Here is a 17037-nt window from a genome sequence, read left to right as displayed (position 1 = left end):
CATGCCCGGCCTTGTGCCGGGCATCCACGTCGTCCTCGCAAGCCGCAAAACGTGGATGGCCGGGACAAGCCCGGCCATGACGCATTTGAGGATGGAGGGCGGAAATTACGCCACCGCTTCCTTCTGTTTCTCGGCGCGCTTGCGCTCGTTCGGATCGAGATGCTTCTTGCGCAGGCGGATCGACTTCGGCGTAACCTCGACCAGCTCGTCGTCCTCGATATAGGCCAGCGCCTTCTCCAGCGTCATCCGGATCGGCGGCGTCAAACGGACCGCCTCGTCCTTCGACGTGGTGCGGATGTTGGTGAGCTGCTTGCCCTTCAGCACGTTGATCTCGAGATCGTTGTCGCGGGTGTGCTCGCCGACGATCATGCCGCGATAGACCTTCCAGCCCGGCTCGATCATCATCGGGCCGCGGTCCTCCAGCTTGAACATCGCGTAGGCCACCGCCTCGCCCTGGTCGTTGGAGATCAGGACGCCGTTGCGGCGGCCGGCGATCTCGCCCTTGAACGGGGCATAACCGTGGAACAGGCGGTTCATGATCGCGGTACCGCGGGTGTCCGTCAGCAGCTCGCCCTGATAGCCGATCAGGCCGCGGGTCGGCGCGTAGAACACCAGCCGCAGGCGGTTGCCGCCGGACGGGCGCATCTCGATCATCTCGGACTTGCGCTCGCTCATCTTCTGCACGACGACGCCGGAATGCTCCTCGTCGACGTCGATCACGACCTCCTCGATCGGCTCCAGCCACGCGCCGGTGGCCTCGTCCTTCTGCAGCACCACGCGCGGACGCGACACCGACAGCTCGAAGCCTTCGCGGCGCATGGTCTCGATCAGGATCGCGAGCTGCAATTCGCCACGGCCCGACACTTCCATGGCGTCCTTGTCGGCGGATTCGACCACGCGCAGCGCGACATTGCCCTCGGCCTCGCGCAGCAGGCGGTCGCGAATCATGCGGCTCGTGACCTTGTCGCCTTCGGTGCCCGCCAGCGGCGAGTTGTTGACGATGAAGGACATCGACACGGTTGGCGGGTCTATCGGCTGCGCCGGGAGCGGAGTCTCGACCGAGGGATCGCAGAACGTGTCGGCGACGGTGCCCTTGGTCAGGCCTGCGATGGCGACGATGTCACCGGCCTCGGCCTCGTCGAGCGGCACGCGCTCGATGCCGCGGAACGCGAGAATTTTGGAAATACGGCCCTGCTCGACGACCTTGCCCTCGGCGTTCAGCACCTTCACGGCCTGGTTGGGCTTGATGCTGCCCGAGGTGATGCGGCCGGTGATGATGCGCCCCAGGAAGTTGTTGGCCTCCAAGATGGTGCCGATCATGCGGAACGGCCCCTCTTCGACCGACGGCGCCGGCACATGGCGCAGCACCAGGTCGAACAGCGGCTGCATCCCGGCGTCCTTCGGACCTTCCGGGCTCTCGGCCATCCAACCCTGCTTGGCCGACCCGTACAGGATCGGGAAGTCGAGCTGCTCCTCGGACGCGTCGAGTGCGGCGAACAGGTCGAACACCTCGTTGATGACCTCGGTCGGACGGGCGTCGGGACGGTCGACCTTGTTGATGACGACGATCGGCTTGAGGCCGACCTTGAGCGCCTTGGAGACCACGAACTTGGTCTGCGGCAGCGGGCCCTCGGCGGCGTCGACCAGCACCAGGGCGCCGTCCACCATGTTCAGGATGCGCTCGACCTCGCCGCCGAAATCGGCGTGGCCGGGGGTGTCGACGATGTTGATGCGGGTGTCCTTCCACTGCACCGAGGCGGCCTTGGCCAGGATGGTGATGCCGCGCTCGCGCTCCAGGTCATTCGAGTCCATGGCGCGCTCGGCAACCTTCTGGTTCTCGCGGAAGGTACCCGACTGCTGCAGGAGACGGTCAACCAGGGTGGTTTTGCCGTGGTCGACGTGGGCGATGATGGCGATGTTGCGAAGATTCATGGTCGGTGTCTTCTAAGCTTTCTCAAGAGCCCGTGCTCTGTCCCCGGCGGGGCGCGCGCTTTGTTATAGTCGAATCAAGCTGTTAGCTTTACGACGCGCGCTCGCGAAACTCGTTCGGCGGCAGGGGCCGGCAGCCCCAAATAGGAAGCCCGGCCAATCGACCGGGCAGACCTCACGCGTTGCGGCGCAATATAGGCAGAAAATGCCAAAAAACAATGACTGCTTTCAGGAACGAGGAGCGGTTTCCGAGCGGCTGGCTAACGCCTCCGCGACCGCACGCTTCCGGGCGGCGCGGTAGAAGACGAGACCAACCACTCCGACCGGCGATCCCACGAGGACCAGCGCTGACAGCCGTCGGCTGCGTCTATGCGCGGAAAGTAAAAAACGCCTGCGGGCTCAGCCCGTCGCGGCCTGCTCGGTCGGATAGACGCCGCGCAGGACCTCCTCGAAATGGGTCTTCACGGCTTCGTTGCACAGGCAGGAGCGGCGCTTCAGCGCGTCGAAGTCGCGCACCATGAAGGCGCCGCGGCGGGTTTCGAGAATGCCCTCGGCTCGGAAGGTCTGGACGACCCGGCTGACATAGCTGCGGCCGACGCCGAGCAGCGTCGCCAGCTGCTCATGCGTCAGCGGCACGATCGGCTCGCCGTCGGTGCGGTCCATCGCGGCCACGATCCACTTCGCCGTCCGCTGCTCGATCGAATGAATCGCGTTGCAGGCGGTCGACTGGAACATCTGTGCCAGCATGCAATCGGCGTAGCGCGCGAACACGTTGCGGAGCGTCTTGGATTGCAGCTTGGCGGCCGCTAGGCGGGACAGTGGCAGCCGTGCAAACGGGCCGCCGAACTTGACGACGATCCGCGTATAGGCCGGCAGGAAGCCCTCGCTGACGATGCCGCCGACGGCGCCCTCGCGGCCGACCAGGATGGTCTCGACGTCGCGGCCGTCCTCATTGGGGACGAGATAGGACGTGAGCGCCGGCCCACAGGGAAAATGCACGATCTGCACATCGTCCCCGGGATTGTAGAGCAGATCGTTCGGCGTTGCCTCGTCCTCCACCAGATACGGCGAGATCAGCGCGTAGTCGGCCGGACTCAGCCGCAGCAGCAGGTTGTTGTGGGGCCGTTCCCGGTTCAGCGTGGTCACACCCTGGCTCAGCATCGTCATCCCCCGCGCGCAACGCATGTGCGTGATTCGTGCTCCTTGTGTTCACAAGTGCACCGACACAGGAACTCTGATATGCTGCCTTGGTTCCAGGAACCCGCCAGCGCACTCAAGAGGAGACGCCGGCTGCGGCGCCCATCCCTCATCCTGGAACCCGCAGATCCCATGACCAGCTCGCAATCAAGCGTGCCCGAGCTTTATCAACATGTGCTGGTCGTCGAAGACGACCCTATCATTGCGCTCGGATTGGAAGACACGATCACCGACCTCGGCGTTCCCGACATCAGGATCGCAGCCGACGTCGCGACCGCGCTCGCCATGATCGCGGAGCGCGCCCCGCAATTCGCATTGCTCGATGTCGGCCTGGTCCGCGAAAAGAGCTTTGCGATTGCCGAGCGGCTAACGGCGCTCGGCATTCCCTTCGCCTTCTCCACCGGCTATGGCGCCGACCGCGTGCCGGCCGCGTTCGCCGACCGGCCACGGCTGCCGAAGCCTTGCCCGACCGACGCGCTGGAGGCGGTGCTGCGCCGACGCGACTAGTTGCCGTCGCAGCACGCGATCGTCTTGCCGCCGAACAACGAGACCTCAGCCGAGCTTCGGATCGAGCGTGGTCGACCACAGCGCGACGTCGGCGCGATCGCGCAGGGTCACGGTCATCTGGCCCGTGGCGCCCTCGATCTTGACGTGGCCGAAGAACTGCATGCCGGCCGATGGCGGCAGGTTCTGCTTATCGAGGCCCGGCGCCTTGATGAAGCGCACCTCGGGGCCGAAGGTGTTGTCGAGCTCGTTCGGACCGAACGTGCCGGCATGCAGCGGACCGGAGACGAACTCCCAGAACGGCTCGAAGTCCTGAAACTGCGCCTTGTTCGGATCGTAATAGTGCGCGGCCGCGTAGTGCACGTCCGCCGTCAGCCACACCGTGTTCTGGATCGGCGCCGTCTTGATGAAGCGCAGGATCTCGGCAATCTCGAGCTCGCGGCCGCGCGCCGGGCCGTCCCCTTGGGCAACCGCTTCCGAGCCCTTCTTGTTGGCCGCGTCGTCATAGACGATGATGCTGAGCGGCATGTCGGAGGCGATCACCTTCCAGGTCGCGCGCGAATTGAGCAGCGCCTGCTTCAGCCAGCGCATCTGCTCCGGCCCGATGAAGTAGGACGCCGGACCATATTTGTCCTCGAGATTGGGACCGTTGGCGCCGCGGTAGCTGCGCTCGTCGAGCACGAACACGTCGAGATGCGGGCCATAGTTGATGGTGCGATAGACTCGGCCCGGCTCGATGATGCTCTCGCGCATCGGATACATCTCGTGGAAGGCGCGCGCCGCGCGGGCCGCGAGCAGCTGGATGTTGCGCTCCTTGTAGCTGGCCGGCAGCTCCTTGGAGGCCGACCAGTTGTTGGTGACCTCATGATCGTCCCACTGCACGAAGATCGGCACCTCGGCATTGAAGGCGCGGACGTTCTCGTCGAGGAAATTGTATTTGTGAGCGGCACGGAACTCGTCGAGCGTTTCGGCGACCTTCGCCTTCTCTTCCACGGTGAGGTTCTTCCACACCTTGTTGTCCGGCAGCTTCACCTCGGACTTGATCGGGCCATCGGCATAGATGGTGTCGCCGGAATGCAGGAAGAAGTCCGGGCGGTGCTTCTTCATCGTCGAGAAGGTGAACATGCCGCCATCGTCGGGATTGATGCCCCAGCCCTGCCCCGCCACGTCGCCGCCCCAGACGAACGAGACGTCGCGCTTGTTGCCGGGCGCGGTGCGGAAGCGGCCAAGCGCGGCCTCGCTTTCGACCGCGACATGCGAAAGGTCGCGAAACTTGACGCGGTAGAAGATGTCCTGGCCGCTGGGCAGACCGTCGATCAGCATCTTGGCCGTGAAGTCGCTTTCCGGAAGTGCGGCGACCGGAGGCAGCGTACGCGCGTCCTTGAACGACTCGGTGGTCGCCACCTCGACCAGCATCTGCGACGGCCGGTCGGCACGCGCCCAGACCACGCCGCCATCCATGCCAACGTCGCCGGACTGCACGCCATGCGTGATCTGCGGCCGGTCGGCGGCGCGGCTCAGATAGGGCATCGCCAGCGTCGTGACGCCGGCTGCGGCGGCTGTCGACAGGAAGCGGCGGCGGGACAGGGCTGTGCGCGGTCGAGGAATGCGAAGCGTCATGCGGATCTCCTGGTCGGATCGCGCGCGGGAGCAGGCGCGAGCCACGGCCCGGCAGACCTAGAAAAGATTGATGACGCTGGAATTACACGCGGCGTCTTGGGCAGTGCGCGACACCGCCGCAAGGGGAGCGTGGCAGACCTCAGGTGCCGGCGGCACGCAACTGCGCGCCGGTGCGCTGCAGATTGGCGGGCATGCTCATCAGGATGAGCTTGCGATCGGCCACCGCGTTGTGGAACTGCTCGAGCGCGATGTTGAACGCGGTCAACGCCGCGTGCTCGATCGCGCCGTCCTCGAAGCAGGTCAGCGTGTTGCGCAGGATCTCGTCGGCCTCGGCCTGGAGCTGATCGAGCTCCTCGGTCGAATCGCACTTGCGCGCGATCGTGATCATCTCCAGCAGACGATCGCGCAGCGAGGTGTTGATGGTGCGTTCGTCGCGCTTGAGATAGCCGGCGAACCACGCGCCGGCCGAGCCCATCGCCGAAAGCGCCATCAGGCTCCACCAGATGTAGTCGCTGTAGCGGTCGAGGAAGGTCTTCTCCTCGCCGTCGACGAAGGCCGCCGCGCCGGGATGGACGGGGATCGCGGCGTCCTTGTCGGTGTCCGGCGTCTCGATCTTGGCGGCAAGCGGAAATTCCGACATCAGCTGCTGGCGCACCGAGAACAGCTGATGCGTGAACGTCGAGACCGTCGATTCGGCGAGGCCCTTGCGTGCCACGATGTGGTGATTGAAGCTGATCGTCTTCACTTCATCTTCAGGGCGATCGGGCGCCCCGCCGAACGCGCCGGCCGGAATCTCGGTGGCCTCGTATTCGGGATGGTTCTGTGCGATGGCTCCGGCGGAATCGATGGCCAGGAAGGTGGGGGGGCCGCCCTCCTTGGTAGCGGCGGCGATCGCATCCGCCGTGATTTTGCTGTTGATGGGACCGGCCGCCAGATAGACATCGGCCCTCTGGCTTCGGACCGCTTCGGCGGCCTCGGTGATCGGGAATTGGACGATCTCGACCTTGCCGGGGTCGACGCCATATTGGCGCAGGATGACCTTCAGCAGGTTCGCGTTCGCCGGCGTCCGGCCGATGATGCCGACTTTGTGGCCCGCGAGCTGCGAGATCTTCGTGATCTTGGCGCCACCCTTGCGGCTCTTGCCCTTGCCGGACGAGGGCACCCAGAGGACGACGACGTTCTTGCGCAGCGTCGCTACCGCCTGTGCGTTCTTTGGGACCTCGAGGTCACCCCGCACGATCGCAAGATCCACCTTGGCGGCGGCCAGCGCCTGCGCGCTCTCGGCGGCGCCCTCGGTCGGAACCGGCCGCAGCCTGACGGAGGCGTGCGACTGGGAAAAGGCCTGGGTCAGGGCCTGGACGACCTTGAGGTCGTCGCTGTTGGGCGGACCGACCGCGATCTTGAGCACCACGGGACGCATCGCAAAATAGTAGGCACCCGTCAAAGCGCCGACGACCGCGAGGATCCCGGCGATGACGATGAACACGGCAGGGCGCATCCGTGAGCGCTGCGCTGGCGTGGTCTGAGTATCTACCAGATTCCGTCCTCCGGTGGTCCCAGGGCCGGGCGACGCCACCGGCGGCTTCGTCTGGCCACGTCGTCCTTCGATAGAGCTGAACTGTAGCAAATTTCTTGTCCGCCCGGGGTGACATCTGCGTCATGGTTACCACCGCACCAGTCCACCGCAGGATCGGGGCAGTTCCGAGCCCCTCCGGCATGGCGCCTGTGACAAGGCTCTGATCGGGATGCGTTTTCGGCTAGTCTTGGCAACCGGACACCGGCGCGATCCAGCCGGAGGTAGCCCCGCAATCGCCCGGACGCTGCCACGTGTCCGGTCGATTGCACCACAAGAGGAGATCGAGATGCCGCAACGATTGTCGGCGGAGGCACGCGCCACCGCCCTGCGGGAGCTTCCCGACTGGTCCGAGCTGGAGGGCCGCGAGGCCATCGCCCGCACCTTCACGTTCAAGAACTTCAACGAAGCGTTCGGCTTCATGACCCGGGTCGCGCTGGTCGCCGAGAAGCACGACCATCATCCCGAGTGGCGCAACGTCTACCGCACCGTCGAGGTGGTCCTCACGACCCATGACGCAGGCGGCGTGACCATGCGCGACATCGAGCTCGCCAAGGCGATGAATGCGATCGCCGCGACGATGCGCGGCTGAGGCCTTGGCGACGACGGCACGCGCCTTGCGGCCGGCGTCGCCATCACCACATCCGAGGGCGAGGACCGCGCCTCCAGCGCCGTCTGGAACCGGAGATCGGACATCATGTCGGATGCGACCGACTACAACGTTGGCTTCGAGCCCGCGGAGCGGCTGGCCCGGGATCGCGAGACCCTTCGCCGCCGTTTCTGGATCAAGTTCAAGACGGTTGTCGCGCGGTTGCCGTTCGCCGAGGAGCTGCTTGCGGCGTATTACTGCGCCTTCGACAAGGAGACACCGCGGCACGTCCAGGTCGCCCTGCTCGGCGCCATCGCCTACTTCGTCGTGCCGTTCGACTTCATGCCTGACGTGTTGCCCATCCTCGGCTTCACCGACGACGCGGCGGTGCTCGCCACCGCCATCCGCATGGTCGCCTCGAACATCACGCCCGACCATCATGCCGCGGCCCGCGCCGTACTCGCGCGGCTGGCGGCAGACAAGAACGCTGACGTCGCGAAGGACGGCGAGAATATCGGCTGACGGCGGCTTGGGCCGGCAAGCCGGGTTCCCGCAGTCAGCGCCTCGGAAGGGCACAACGGCAAACGACAGCAAAAAGCCCCGCGTTCGCGGGGCTTTTCTCCTGATGGGACCTCGTTGAACGCTACGAGCTCAGCGCTGGCCGCGCGCCTGGGCGCGGGCGCTGCCGGTCTTCTCGGCCTCCCAGGCCTGGTACTGCTTGAACAGCGCCTCGCGGTCGGCCTCGCTCGGCATCGCCCTGCCGGCGCTGCTCTGCTTCAGGAAGTCATCGAAGCGGTCGCGCTGTGCGCCTTCCATGGCATGGCTCTCCAGCCATTTGCTCGCGGACGGCAGCCGCTGCCAGCCGGCCAGCGGCGCCGACAGCGAGACCTCCTTCCACTTCGGATGGAACGGCGGATTCTGGAATGCCGGGAATTTGGTGAAGAAGGCATCGACGAAGGTCGCGAGCTTGCGATAGCGGTCGGTGTTCGGCGCCCAATTATAGGCGGCGAGCACGGCCGGCACCGCGATCGTGTCGACCTTCTCGCCCTCGGCGATCAGGTTCGGATAGTCCTTCGCGGTCAGGGTCGCCGGCAGGTAGTCGGTCTGCAGCGGTCGATCGTAATCGACGTTGACGAGATGGAAGCGCCCGTCGTTGACGAAGGTGCTGACCGACTTGTAGGGCTTGCCGCCGACCACGATGACGGCATCGAGCTCGCCGCGCTTCAGCTTCTCCATCGCGATGCGCTGCTCGATATAGGCGAAGTTGGCGCGCAGGCCCAACCGCTCGAACACCGTCAGCGCCGTGACGAAGGTGCCGCCATTCGGCAGGTCGACGCTGACCCGGCGGCCTTCGAGGTCACGCAGCGTGCGCACCGCGCGTGGCGCGATGACCTGCATCTCCTCGTTGTAGAGCTTGGTGACGTAGGTGAACTGCCGCTTGATGTCCTTGGCGAAGCCCTTGCGCTCGAGATAGTCGAGCGTGTCGGCTCGGACGATGCCGAGATCGACACCCTGCAGGAACAGGATGTCGGCCACGCTCTGGACCGAGCCGCGGCCGACGATCGGCAAGACGCGCAGATTGTTGCCGTCATCGAGCAGCGAGGCCAGATCGGCGCCGAACTGCACATAGGTGCCGCCGATGGTGCCGGTGATGAGCGTCACCGTGTTGGCGTTCAGCGCCTGCTTGGTCTGCACCGAGCCGAACTGGAAGATCGCCTTGAGGCTGTCGCTCACCTTGGCGGGGTCGAACTCGCCTTCCTCGGCGTGGGCAGCAAAGCCGCACGCTATCATCATCATTGCGGCTACGGCCGCTCCAACAACACGTCGCATCTGTCCCCCTCGATGTAAGGTTGGCACATGTTTACGAGCCGGAACGCGGGCAGCACCAAGTCTCACCTGGCGTCGCCCATGAACGGACTCGAAAATCACGCGTGAAACAAAAAAATGAAACGGGGCGGCATCGCTGCCGTCACGAGCGTTCAGTTCTGCAACTGATCGAGCCTGCGCTGCGCTTCGGTCGAGCCGAGCTGGGCGGCGCGGCGGTACCAGTTGCGCGCCGCAGCCGGATCGGCATTGATGTTGCGGATGTCCTTCGTTCCCAGCACGTGCGGATCGTAGGTCTGCGCAAGCATCAGCGCCGCGGCCGGTTCTTGCGCCTCGGCGGCGCGCTCCAGCAGCAGTCGCGCCGGCGGGATGTCGCCCGCCGCCAGCAGGCTCTTGGCGCGTTTCATGATGCCCGCGAGCTCGTCGGGATCGAGCCGGCGGACCTGCGCGGGCGGCGGAGCAGCGGTCACGGCGCCGAGGCCGGGTGCAACGATTGCCGATCCCGCGCCAGGCGAATTGATCGAGGATGGCTCCATCGCGCTCGGGGCCGGCGCGGACGGTGCCGTGGCGAAGCTCGGTGGTGCTGCAACCGGCGCGGGCTGCGTCACGCTACGATTCTGCAGCGCTGTCTGGTAGGCGTTGGCGATGTCGTCACGCGTCGGGGCCACGGCTGCCGTCTGCACCGGCGCCGCAGCAGCCGGCGGCTCGGGCGGCAGTCGCGCCGGCTCGTTCAGCTGCATGTCGCGCGCGGTGAGCTGCGTGTTGGTGGCCTGCGGCGGGGCCGTAGGATCCGGCGTGGCGCCGATGATGGAAGCCTTGGCACTGGCGATCAGGTCGCGCGTCGCATCCGAGGTGACAAGCGCGAAGAGCACCGCGACGCCGGCCGCAGCCACCACGGCGAGAAGAATCCGGGACGAGACCGACACGCGGCGGGTCCGCACCGGCCACTGGTCCTCGAAATGCGTGCTGTCGATCTGATTGCCGCTCTCATACTCAGAGAGGAACATCGGCATCGATTCGTCGTTTGGATAGTTGTCCTGGGTCGACCGGCCGAAACGATAGTTCGGTGGGCGCTCCTGAGGGAGTTCATCGGGGAAAGGCCTGAAGTCAGGCTCCGAAGGAGTTCTGTTGTTGAAACGCCCGCGCGTCGTCCGCTCAGCCATGGCCTTCATCCCCATCTCAACTTCACGCAACATACTTTTGGTCCCAAGCCCGTCAGAAGCTCGAGACACGTCACGATTGCCAGAGGCACCCCACTGCCGACAACTAATTGACTAATTGAATCCGACTAAAAGTGGACGAGAGCCGGCATGATTCTGGAAATATTTTGATCTGATTGTGGCAACGCGAGTGCGACATCGCACCGCACCAAATCCAGAAACGTCGAAATAACAACAGCCAAGCCCTACAATTTACCATGCCACAATGTGGCTCGGTTGCGTTAACCAAGAAACGCTCGTTTTCGGATTTTCTGCTTCCGGTTGCGAATCCGTGACGCCGGCGCGGCAACCCGCAGAACAAATTTGCGGCGCCTCGCAGCGCGAGGACGTCACAGCGACCTCGGGCCGGCTCGAGCAATCCGTCCGCGGAGCAGGCAGGGCTCTGCTCGGTTTGGTTGCGCGGATCAGGGCGAGGCTACCCCGGGGATACGCACCCCGGGCGCCTTCATCGCACGTCCTCAAGGGTGCAGGATCACCTTGCCCATCGCCTGGCGGCCGGCGAGCACCTTCAAGGCATCGGCGGTCTGCGCCAGCGGGAAGGTGCGGTCGACATGCGACGACAGCTTGCCCTCTGCGGTCCACCGCACGAGCTTTTCAAGGTTGGCGCGGTTCTTGGCGGGGTTGAGTCGGGTCCAGGCGCCCCAGAACACGCCGCGGATATCACAGCCCTTTAGCAGCGCGAGGTTCAGCGGCATTTTCGGGATGTCGCCGGCGGCGAAGCCGATCACCAGGAAGCGGCCCTCCCAGGCGATCGAGCGCAGCGCGGCTTCGGCGTAGGTGCCACCGACGGGATCGAAGATGATGTCGGCGCCCTTGCCGTCGGTGAGCCGCCGCAGCCCCTCCTTGAGATCCTCCTTGGCGTAGTTCAGCGTCAGCGTCGCGCCGTGCTGCCTGGCGAATTCGAGCTTCTCGTCCGAAGATGCACAGGCGATGACCTTCAACCCCATCAGCTTGCCCAGCTCGCACGCCGCAAGGCCGGTGCCGCCGGCCGCGCCGAGCACGGCCAAGGTCTCGCCCGGCTTCGGACTGGCCCGATCCTCCAGCGCATGCAGCGCAGTGCCGTAGATGATGATGATGCCGGCGGCGCGGTCGAAATCGAGATTGTCCGGAATCTTGACGATCGACGCTGCTGGCAGCGCGATCTTCTCGCGCGCGCCGTTATGGCCGCAGGAGGCGACGACACGGTCGCCGACCTTCAGGTCGGTGACGCCATCGCCAACGCTTTCGATGATACCCGCGACCTCCGCACCCGGCGAGAACGGGAACGGCGGCTTGATCTGGTACTTGCCCTGGATCATCAGGATGTCGAAGAAGTTCAGCGCCGCCGCCTTGATCGCAATCACAGCCTCGCCGGGACCGGCCACCGGATCGGGCACCTCGGTGAGGACGAGATCGTCGGGCTGGCAGAATTGCGAGCAGAGAATGGCTTTCATTGGCGCTCCTTGGTCGTTGGTGCCGGATCGGAGGTCCGGCTTTGGGAACGTCATGCCGGATTTGCCGCCGCGCCACAATCATCATGAGGCCGCGGCATGTGCGCGGCGCCGGTTCGAGGACGCGGAGCGCCGGACAATCCAGGTCTGCGGCCTTTGCAAGCGAAGCGTTTAGCCGCTATCCATCGCGACCAAGGATCAGCGATTCCGAGCCATTTTCCAGTCACAATATTGGTGGAACGAAGTCGCGGGGGAACTCAACGTATCATGTTGTTCGGGCGATTGTTGACAACGCTGGTCGGCAGCGTGCTGCTGTTCGGAGCACCGAGCCTCGCTGCGGCACAGAGCGCTGCGCCGAGGGCCGCCGCTCCGCAATCGAAGGCGGCACCGAAATCGGAACCGAAGCCAGCCGTCCCGAATATCGGGGGGGCGGAACCGACGCTGATCGGACAGTTCGGCGGCTGGGGCGCCTATACCGCGATGCCCGGCGGCAAGAAGGTTTGCTTCGCGCTGGCCAAGCCGACATCTTCCAAGACCAATCCGCCCAACCGTCCGCGCGATCCTGCCTATGCCTTCGTGTCGACGCGGCCCTCCGAGAAGGTCTTCAACGAGGTCTCGATCATGATCGGCTATGCGCTGAAGCCCGGATCCGACGCCGCGGTGGAGGTCGGCGGCGCCTCCTACGCCATGTATACCCAGGGCGACGGGCTCTGGATCAAGAACGCCGCCGAGGAAGAGCGGATGGTCGATGCCATGCGCAAGGCGCCCGAGGCGGTGGTCAAGGGCGTCTCGGTCAAGGGCACGGAAACCACCGACGTGTTCTCAATGAAGGGCCTGGCCCAGGCGCTCGACCGCATCGCGCAGGATTGCCGCCGGTAGACGGCAGCCGCCGATACCGCTCGCCGGGCGGGTCGCATTTGCCGGCCGGATCGTTATATATGCGCGCTGAAAGCCTTCGGCCGCCGCGGCCGGGCAGCACTTTGGGCCCATCGACATGGCAACGACTGCCGGGCTGCGCGATTCCTCCGCGCCCCTCGAAAAGACTCCGCTCGAAACCTACGTCCCGCCGGCGAAACCTTCGCTGATCGGCCTGTCGCGCGCGGAGCTGGCGGCCAGGCTCGGCGACATCGGCGTGCCCGAGCGGCAGCAGAAGATGCGGGTACAGCAACTATGGCACTGGATCTATTTCCGCGGCGCCAGGTCGTTCGACGAGATGACATCCGTGTCGAAGGACACGCGCACCGCGCTTTCCGAACGTTTCACGGTCGACCGTCCCGAGGTCGTGGCCGAACAGATTTCCAACGACGGCACCCGCAAATGGCTGCTGCGGCTGCCGAGCGGCGACGATCTGCAGAAGGCCCACGAGGTCGAGTGCGTCTACATCCCCGAGACCGATCGCGGCACCTTGTGCGTCTCGTCGCAGGTCGGCTGCACGCTGAACTGCGCGTTCTGCCATACCGGTACGCAGCGGCTGGTCCGCAACCTCACGGCGGGCGAGATCGTGGGCCAGGTCATGGTGGCGCGCGACCGGTTGAACGACTGGGCCGACCGCGAGACCCCGCTCGGCAACCGGCTGATCACCAACATCGTCATGATGGGGATGGGCGAGCCGCTGTACAATTTCGATGCGGTGCGCGACGCGCTGCTGATCGTCTCGGACAACGAGGGCATCGGCATCTCCCGCCGCCGGATCACGCTGTCGACCTCGGGCGTGGTGCCGAACATCAAGCGCGCCGGCGAGGAGATCGGCGTGATGCTGGCGATCTCGCTGCACGCCGTGCGCGACGAGCTGCGCAACGAACTGGTGCCGCTGAATCGCAAATATCCGATCCAAGAGCTGCTGCAGGCCTGCCGCGACTACCCGGGCGCCTCCAACGCGCGGCGCATCACCTTCGAATATGTGATGCTCAAGGGCGTCAACGATTCGCTCGATGACGCCAGGCTGCTGGTCAAGCTGCTCAAGGGCATCCCGGCCAAGATCAATTTGATCCCGTTCAATCCCTGGCCCGGCTCGGCCTATGAGTGCTCGGACTGGGAGCAGATCGAGAAGTTCTCCGAATACGTCTTCAACGCCGGCTACTCCTCGCCGGTGCGCACGCCGCGCGGCCGCGACATCCTCGCCGCCTGCGGCCAGTTGAAGTCGGAGACGGAGAAGCTGTCCGCGCGGGAGCGTCAGGCACTGCGCGCGATGGCGATGACGGATTGATGATTGATCGCGGCTGCATCTCCGAACAAGATCGTCATGCCCGGGCTTGACCCGGCCACCCATCAATTCATCGACTGAATGATGGATGGCCGGCTCAAGCCGGGCCATGACGGGCGAAGAAAGCGGGGCCTCGCTTGGGTAACACGGGTCTAAAGCCATGGCGCTGATTGGCCGTCTCTTCGTGATCGCTTTCGCCTTTCTCGGCGCGTGCTTCCTCGCGGGGCTGATCGTCGTGACCGCGATCCTGTTTCCGGAGTTCGCCGATCTCGGCAACGGCCCGATCGATCAGGGCGCGTTCGAGGTCATCATCGGCTTCGGCTTCATCTTCGTGTCGGGCTTCGCGCTGATCCCGGCGCTGCTGATCTCACTGATCACCGAGGCGTTCTCGATCCGCAGCGTGGTTGCTTATGCGATCGGCGGCGGGGTGGTCGGCGCAGCCTGCTATCTCGGTCTCGTCCCGTTCGATCCCGAGACCTTCCGCTTCGAAGGCATCGTGCGCCGCCATCTCGAGATCCTGACCGGCGCCGGCATCGTCGGCGGACTAGTCTATTGGCTGATTGCCGGGCGCAACGCCGGCCGCTGGCGCGAGCCGCCGCCGCGTCTGCCGCCACCGCCACCATTGCCGTCGGGATCGCCACGTTGAGCCGCCGGCCTTTCCATCGCCACCTGCTTTCGCTAAACCGCGCGTCATGAACCGGACTGGCCTCTTCATCGCATTGTCGCTCGCGCTCGTCATCGGCGTGCTGTTCGGCGTCTATCCCGAGCTCGATCTCAAGCTGGCCGCGCTGTTCTACGATCCGCGCACGCGCAGCTTCCCCTTGAAGCTCGACGGCTATGCCGCGTTCGCGCGCGATGCCGCGATGTGGCTCGCCTGGGGCATCGCGCTGCCGTCCATCGTTGCGCTGGTGGTGAAGCTCATCCGTCCCGACCGGCCCCTGCTGGTGAAGGGCCGCACCATGGCGTTCCTGCTGCTGACCTTGTCGCTCTCGGCCGGCGTGCTCACCAATTTCACCTTCAAATCCTATTGGGGCCGGCCGCGCCCGGTTGTCGTGGCCGAGTTCGGCGGCGACATGCAGTTCGTGCCGTGGTGGGATCCGCGCGGCGGCTGCGGCCGCAACTGCTCGTTCTTCTCTGGTGAGGGTGCCACCGCATTCTGGACCCTGGCGCCGGCCGCGCTGACGCCGCCGGCGATCCGGCCCGTCGCCTACGGCGCCGCTGTCCTGTTCGGCCTCGCCACCTCGGTGTTGCGGATGGCCTTCGGCGGCCACTTCCTCACCGACATCGCCGCCGCCGGCCTCGTCACCTTCATCGTGATCTGGCTGCTGCACGGCTACATCTACCGCTGGCCGTCCACCCGCCTCACCGACGCCGGCATCGACGCCGCCCTGACCCGCTTCGCCTGGCCGGGCTTCCGCCTGATGCGCCGGCTGTTCGGCCGCCGTACGGCGGATACCAGCCCCGCGGCCTGAGCGCGGGCCGGTCACGCTCAGTCGCCATTAAAGGCGTGCCCAGCAACGCAAAATCTGTTATTCGCGCCCGAATTTCTGAACGGCGCAGCCACAAACACGGTTGGACTCTCCCATGACCACGATCCTGAAAAGCCTGCCCAAGGGCGAGAAAGTCGGCATCGCCTTTTCCGGCGGCCTCGACACCAGCGCCGCGCTGCTCTGGATGAAGCAGAAGGGCGCGCGCTGCTTTGCCTACACGGCCAATCTCGGGCAGCCCGATGAGTCCGACTACGACGAGATCCCGCGCAAGGCGGTGGGCTTCGGGGCCGAGAAGGCGCGCCTCGTGGATTGCCGCACTCAGCTGGTGCATGAGGGCATCGCCGCGATTCAGTCGGGCGCCTTCCACATCTCGACCGGCGGCATCACCTATTTCAACACCACGCCGCTCGGCCGCGCCGTCACCGGCACCATGCTGGTCGCCGCGATGAAGGAGGACGGCGTCAACATCTGGGGCGACGGCTCGACTTACAAGGGCAACGATATCGAGCGGTTCTACCGCTACGGCCTGCTCACCAATCCCAATCTCAAGATCTACAAGCCCTGGCTCGACCAGCAGTTTATCGACGAGCTCGGGGGCCGCGCCGAGATGTCGGCGTTCCTGACCGCCAACGGCTTCAATTACAAGATGAGCGCCGAGAAGGCGTATTCGACGGACAGCAATCTGCTCGGCGCCACCCACGAGGCCAAGGATCTCGAGAGCCTCAGCAGCGGCATCCGCATCGTCAATCCGATCATGGGCGTGCCGTTCTGGCGCGAGGATTGCGCCGTGAAGCCGGAGACGGTCGTGGTCCGCTTCGAGGAGGGGCAGCCGGTCGCGTTGAACGGGCAGACCTTCAGCGATCCCGTGGCGCTGTTCCTGGAGGCCAACGCGATCGGCGGCCGTCATGGTCTCGGCATGAGCGACCAGATCGAGAACCGCATCATCGAGGCCAAGAGCCGCGGCATCTACGAGGCGCCGGGCATGGCGCTGCTGCACATCGCCTATGAGCGGCTCGTCACCGGCATCCACAACGAGGATACGATCGAGCAGTACCGCATCAGCGGCATGCGCCTCGGTCGCCTGCTCTATCAGGGCCGCTGGTTCGATTCGCAGGCCCTGATGCTGCGCGAGACCGCGCAGCGCTGGGTAGCGCGCGCCGTCACCGGTGAGGTGACCCTGGAGCTGCGCCGCGGCAACGACTACTCGATCCTCAACACCGAGAGCCCCAACCTGACCTACCAGCCGGAGCGGCTGAGCATGGAGAAGGTCGAGGACGCCGCCTTCACGCCTGCCGACCGCATCGGCCAGCTGACGATGCGCAATCTCGACATCACCGACACCCGCACCAAGCTGAAGCTCTATTCGGATACGGGCCTGCTGTCGGGATCGGAAGGCGCGGAGATCTTCCAGCTCGGCCACGACAAGAGCTGAGTTGGAGCTGTCGAGCGCAATCCGCG

Annotated in this window: 15 protein-coding genes; 8 read left to right on the top strand and 7 right to left on the bottom strand. The window is 65.4% G+C overall.

Annotated features, from left to right (window positions below):
* Positions 1-105: 105 nt before the first annotated feature.
* The gene (gene typA / locus QX070_RS28455; RefSeq protein ID WP_315740466.1) at positions 106-1932 is read right to left on the bottom strand and encodes a translational GTPase TypA; all 1827 of its coding nucleotides are present in this window, start codon (positions 1930-1932) and stop codon (positions 106-108) included.
* A 396-nt stretch (positions 1933-2328) separates the two neighbouring features.
* A complete protein-coding gene (locus QX070_RS28450) occupies positions 2329-3090 on the bottom strand; it encodes a Crp/Fnr family transcriptional regulator (protein WP_315740465.1) in 762 nt (253 codons plus the stop codon).
* Between the two features lie 168 nt (positions 3091-3258).
* Here QX070_RS28450 and QX070_RS28445 point away from each other — a divergent pair, with 168 nt between their 5' ends.
* Complete coding sequence (locus QX070_RS28445) at positions 3259-3633, top strand: response regulator (RefSeq protein WP_315740464.1); 375 nt, start codon at positions 3259-3261, stop codon at positions 3631-3633.
* Positions 3634-3678: 45 nt separating this feature from the next.
* On the opposite strand, the gene QX070_RS28440 is transcribed toward QX070_RS28445, so the two are convergent.
* Positions 3679-5250 carry an alkaline phosphatase D family protein gene (locus QX070_RS28440; RefSeq protein WP_315740463.1) on the bottom strand — a complete coding sequence of 524 codons (1572 nt, stop codon included), beginning with the start codon at positions 5248-5250 and terminating at the stop codon, positions 3679-3681.
* A 139-nt stretch (positions 5251-5389) separates the two neighbouring features.
* Complete coding sequence (locus tag QX070_RS28435; RefSeq protein ID WP_315740462.1) at positions 5390-6736, bottom strand: TAXI family TRAP transporter solute-binding subunit; 1347 nt, start codon at positions 6734-6736, stop codon at positions 5390-5392.
* Between the two features lie 259 nt (positions 6737-6995).
* Here QX070_RS28435 and QX070_RS28430 point away from each other — a divergent pair, with 259 nt between their 5' ends.
* Both QX070_RS28430 and QX070_RS28425 read left to right on the top strand, forming a co-directional pair.
* Positions 6996-7415 (top strand): 4a-hydroxytetrahydrobiopterin dehydratase, encoded by a 420-nt coding sequence (locus QX070_RS28430; RefSeq protein WP_315740461.1) that lies wholly within the window; start codon positions 6996-6998, stop codon positions 7413-7415.
* Between the two features lie 105 nt (positions 7416-7520).
* Complete coding sequence (locus tag QX070_RS28425; RefSeq protein WP_315740460.1) at positions 7521-7934, top strand: YkvA family protein; 414 nt, start codon at positions 7521-7523, stop codon at positions 7932-7934.
* 129 nt (positions 7935-8063) lie between these two features.
* Here QX070_RS28425 and QX070_RS28420 read toward each other — a convergent pair whose 3' ends face one another.
* From QX070_RS28420 to QX070_RS28410, 3 genes are all read right to left on the bottom strand, one after another.
* Complete coding sequence (locus QX070_RS28420) at positions 8064-9242, bottom strand: TAXI family TRAP transporter solute-binding subunit (protein ID WP_315740459.1); 1179 nt, start codon at positions 9240-9242, stop codon at positions 8064-8066.
* Between the two features lie 149 nt (positions 9243-9391).
* Positions 9392-10399: a hypothetical protein gene (locus QX070_RS28415; RefSeq protein ID WP_315740458.1), complete on the bottom strand. Its 1008-nt coding sequence runs from the start codon at positions 10397-10399 to the stop codon at positions 9392-9394.
* Between the two features lie 515 nt (positions 10400-10914).
* Positions 10915-11889 carry an NADPH:quinone oxidoreductase family protein gene (locus tag QX070_RS28410; protein ID WP_315740457.1) on the bottom strand — a complete coding sequence of 325 codons (975 nt, stop codon included), beginning with the start codon at positions 11887-11889 and terminating at the stop codon, positions 10915-10917.
* A gap of 264 nt (positions 11890-12153) precedes the next feature.
* Between QX070_RS28410 and QX070_RS28405 the strand changes: the two genes are divergently transcribed.
* The 5 genes from QX070_RS28405 to argG all read left to right on the top strand — a co-directional run bounded on the left by QX070_RS28405 (position 12154) and on the right by argG (position 17011).
* On the top strand, positions 12154-12765 hold the full coding sequence (locus QX070_RS28405; RefSeq protein WP_315740456.1) for an invasion associated locus B family protein: 612 nt from the start codon (positions 12154-12156) through the stop codon (positions 12763-12765).
* A 115-nt stretch (positions 12766-12880) separates the two neighbouring features.
* Positions 12881-14092: a 23S rRNA (adenine(2503)-C(2))-methyltransferase RlmN gene (gene rlmN, locus QX070_RS28400; RefSeq protein ID WP_315740455.1), complete on the top strand. Its 1212-nt coding sequence runs from the start codon at positions 12881-12883 to the stop codon at positions 14090-14092.
* 157 nt (positions 14093-14249) lie between these two features.
* Positions 14250-14735 (top strand): hypothetical protein, encoded by a 486-nt coding sequence (locus tag QX070_RS28395; RefSeq protein ID WP_315740454.1) that lies wholly within the window; start codon positions 14250-14252, stop codon positions 14733-14735.
* A 46-nt stretch (positions 14736-14781) separates the two neighbouring features.
* The gene (locus QX070_RS28390) at positions 14782-15561 is read left to right on the top strand and encodes a phosphatase PAP2 family protein (RefSeq protein WP_315740453.1); all 780 of its coding nucleotides are present in this window, start codon (positions 14782-14784) and stop codon (positions 15559-15561) included.
* A 112-nt stretch (positions 15562-15673) separates the two neighbouring features.
* Positions 15674-17011 (top strand): argininosuccinate synthase, encoded by a 1338-nt coding sequence (gene argG / locus QX070_RS28385; protein ID WP_315740452.1) that lies wholly within the window; start codon positions 15674-15676, stop codon positions 17009-17011.
* The last annotated feature ends 26 nt before the right edge of the window (positions 17012-17037 follow it).

Origin of the sequence: Bradyrhizobium sp. SZCCHNR1093 (assembly GCF_032381175.1) — a bacterium.
Lineage (GTDB): Bacteria > Pseudomonadota > Alphaproteobacteria > Rhizobiales > Xanthobacteraceae > Bradyrhizobium.
The sequence above is the reverse complement of the archived record's forward strand: the minus strand, read 5'-3'. Positions and strand labels throughout refer to the sequence as shown.

What these genes read in the sequence shown, in the direction of transcription:
- QX070_RS28420 (WP_315740459.1), bottom strand. Translation starts at nt 9,242, where the DNA reads ATGCGACGTGTTGTTGGAGCGGCCGTAGCCGCAATGATGATGATAGCG.
- QX070_RS28390 (WP_315740453.1), top strand. Translation starts at nt 14,782, where the DNA reads ATGAACCGGACTGGCCTCTTCATCGCATTGTCGCTCGCGCTCGTCATC.
- QX070_RS28410 (WP_315740457.1), bottom strand. Translation starts at nt 11,889, where the DNA reads ATGAAAGCCATTCTCTGCTCGCAATTCTGCCAGCCCGACGATCTCGTC.
- typA (WP_315740466.1), bottom strand. Translation starts at nt 1,932, where the DNA reads ATGAATCTTCGCAACATCGCCATCATCGCCCACGTCGACCACGGCAAA.
- QX070_RS28440 (WP_315740463.1), bottom strand. Translation starts at nt 5,250, where the DNA reads ATGACGCTTCGCATTCCTCGACCGCGCACAGCCCTGTCCCGCCGCCGC.
- QX070_RS28415 (WP_315740458.1), bottom strand. Translation starts at nt 10,399, where the DNA reads ATGGCTGAGCGGACGACGCGCGGGCGTTTCAACAACAGAACTCCTTCG.
- QX070_RS28445 (WP_315740464.1), top strand. Translation starts at nt 3,259, where the DNA reads ATGACCAGCTCGCAATCAAGCGTGCCCGAGCTTTATCAACATGTGCTG.
- QX070_RS28430 (WP_315740461.1), top strand. Translation starts at nt 6,996, where the DNA reads ATGCGTTTTCGGCTAGTCTTGGCAACCGGACACCGGCGCGATCCAGCC.
- QX070_RS28405 (WP_315740456.1), top strand. Translation starts at nt 12,154, where the DNA reads ATGTTGTTCGGGCGATTGTTGACAACGCTGGTCGGCAGCGTGCTGCTG.
- QX070_RS28425 (WP_315740460.1), top strand. Translation starts at nt 7,521, where the DNA reads ATGTCGGATGCGACCGACTACAACGTTGGCTTCGAGCCCGCGGAGCGG.
- rlmN (WP_315740455.1), top strand. Translation starts at nt 12,881, where the DNA reads ATGGCAACGACTGCCGGGCTGCGCGATTCCTCCGCGCCCCTCGAAAAG.
- argG (WP_315740452.1), top strand. Translation starts at nt 15,674, where the DNA reads ATGACCACGATCCTGAAAAGCCTGCCCAAGGGCGAGAAAGTCGGCATC.
- QX070_RS28450 (WP_315740465.1), bottom strand. Translation starts at nt 3,090, where the DNA reads ATGCTGAGCCAGGGTGTGACCACGCTGAACCGGGAACGGCCCCACAAC.
- QX070_RS28395 (WP_315740454.1), top strand. Translation starts at nt 14,250, where the DNA reads ATGGCGCTGATTGGCCGTCTCTTCGTGATCGCTTTCGCCTTTCTCGGC.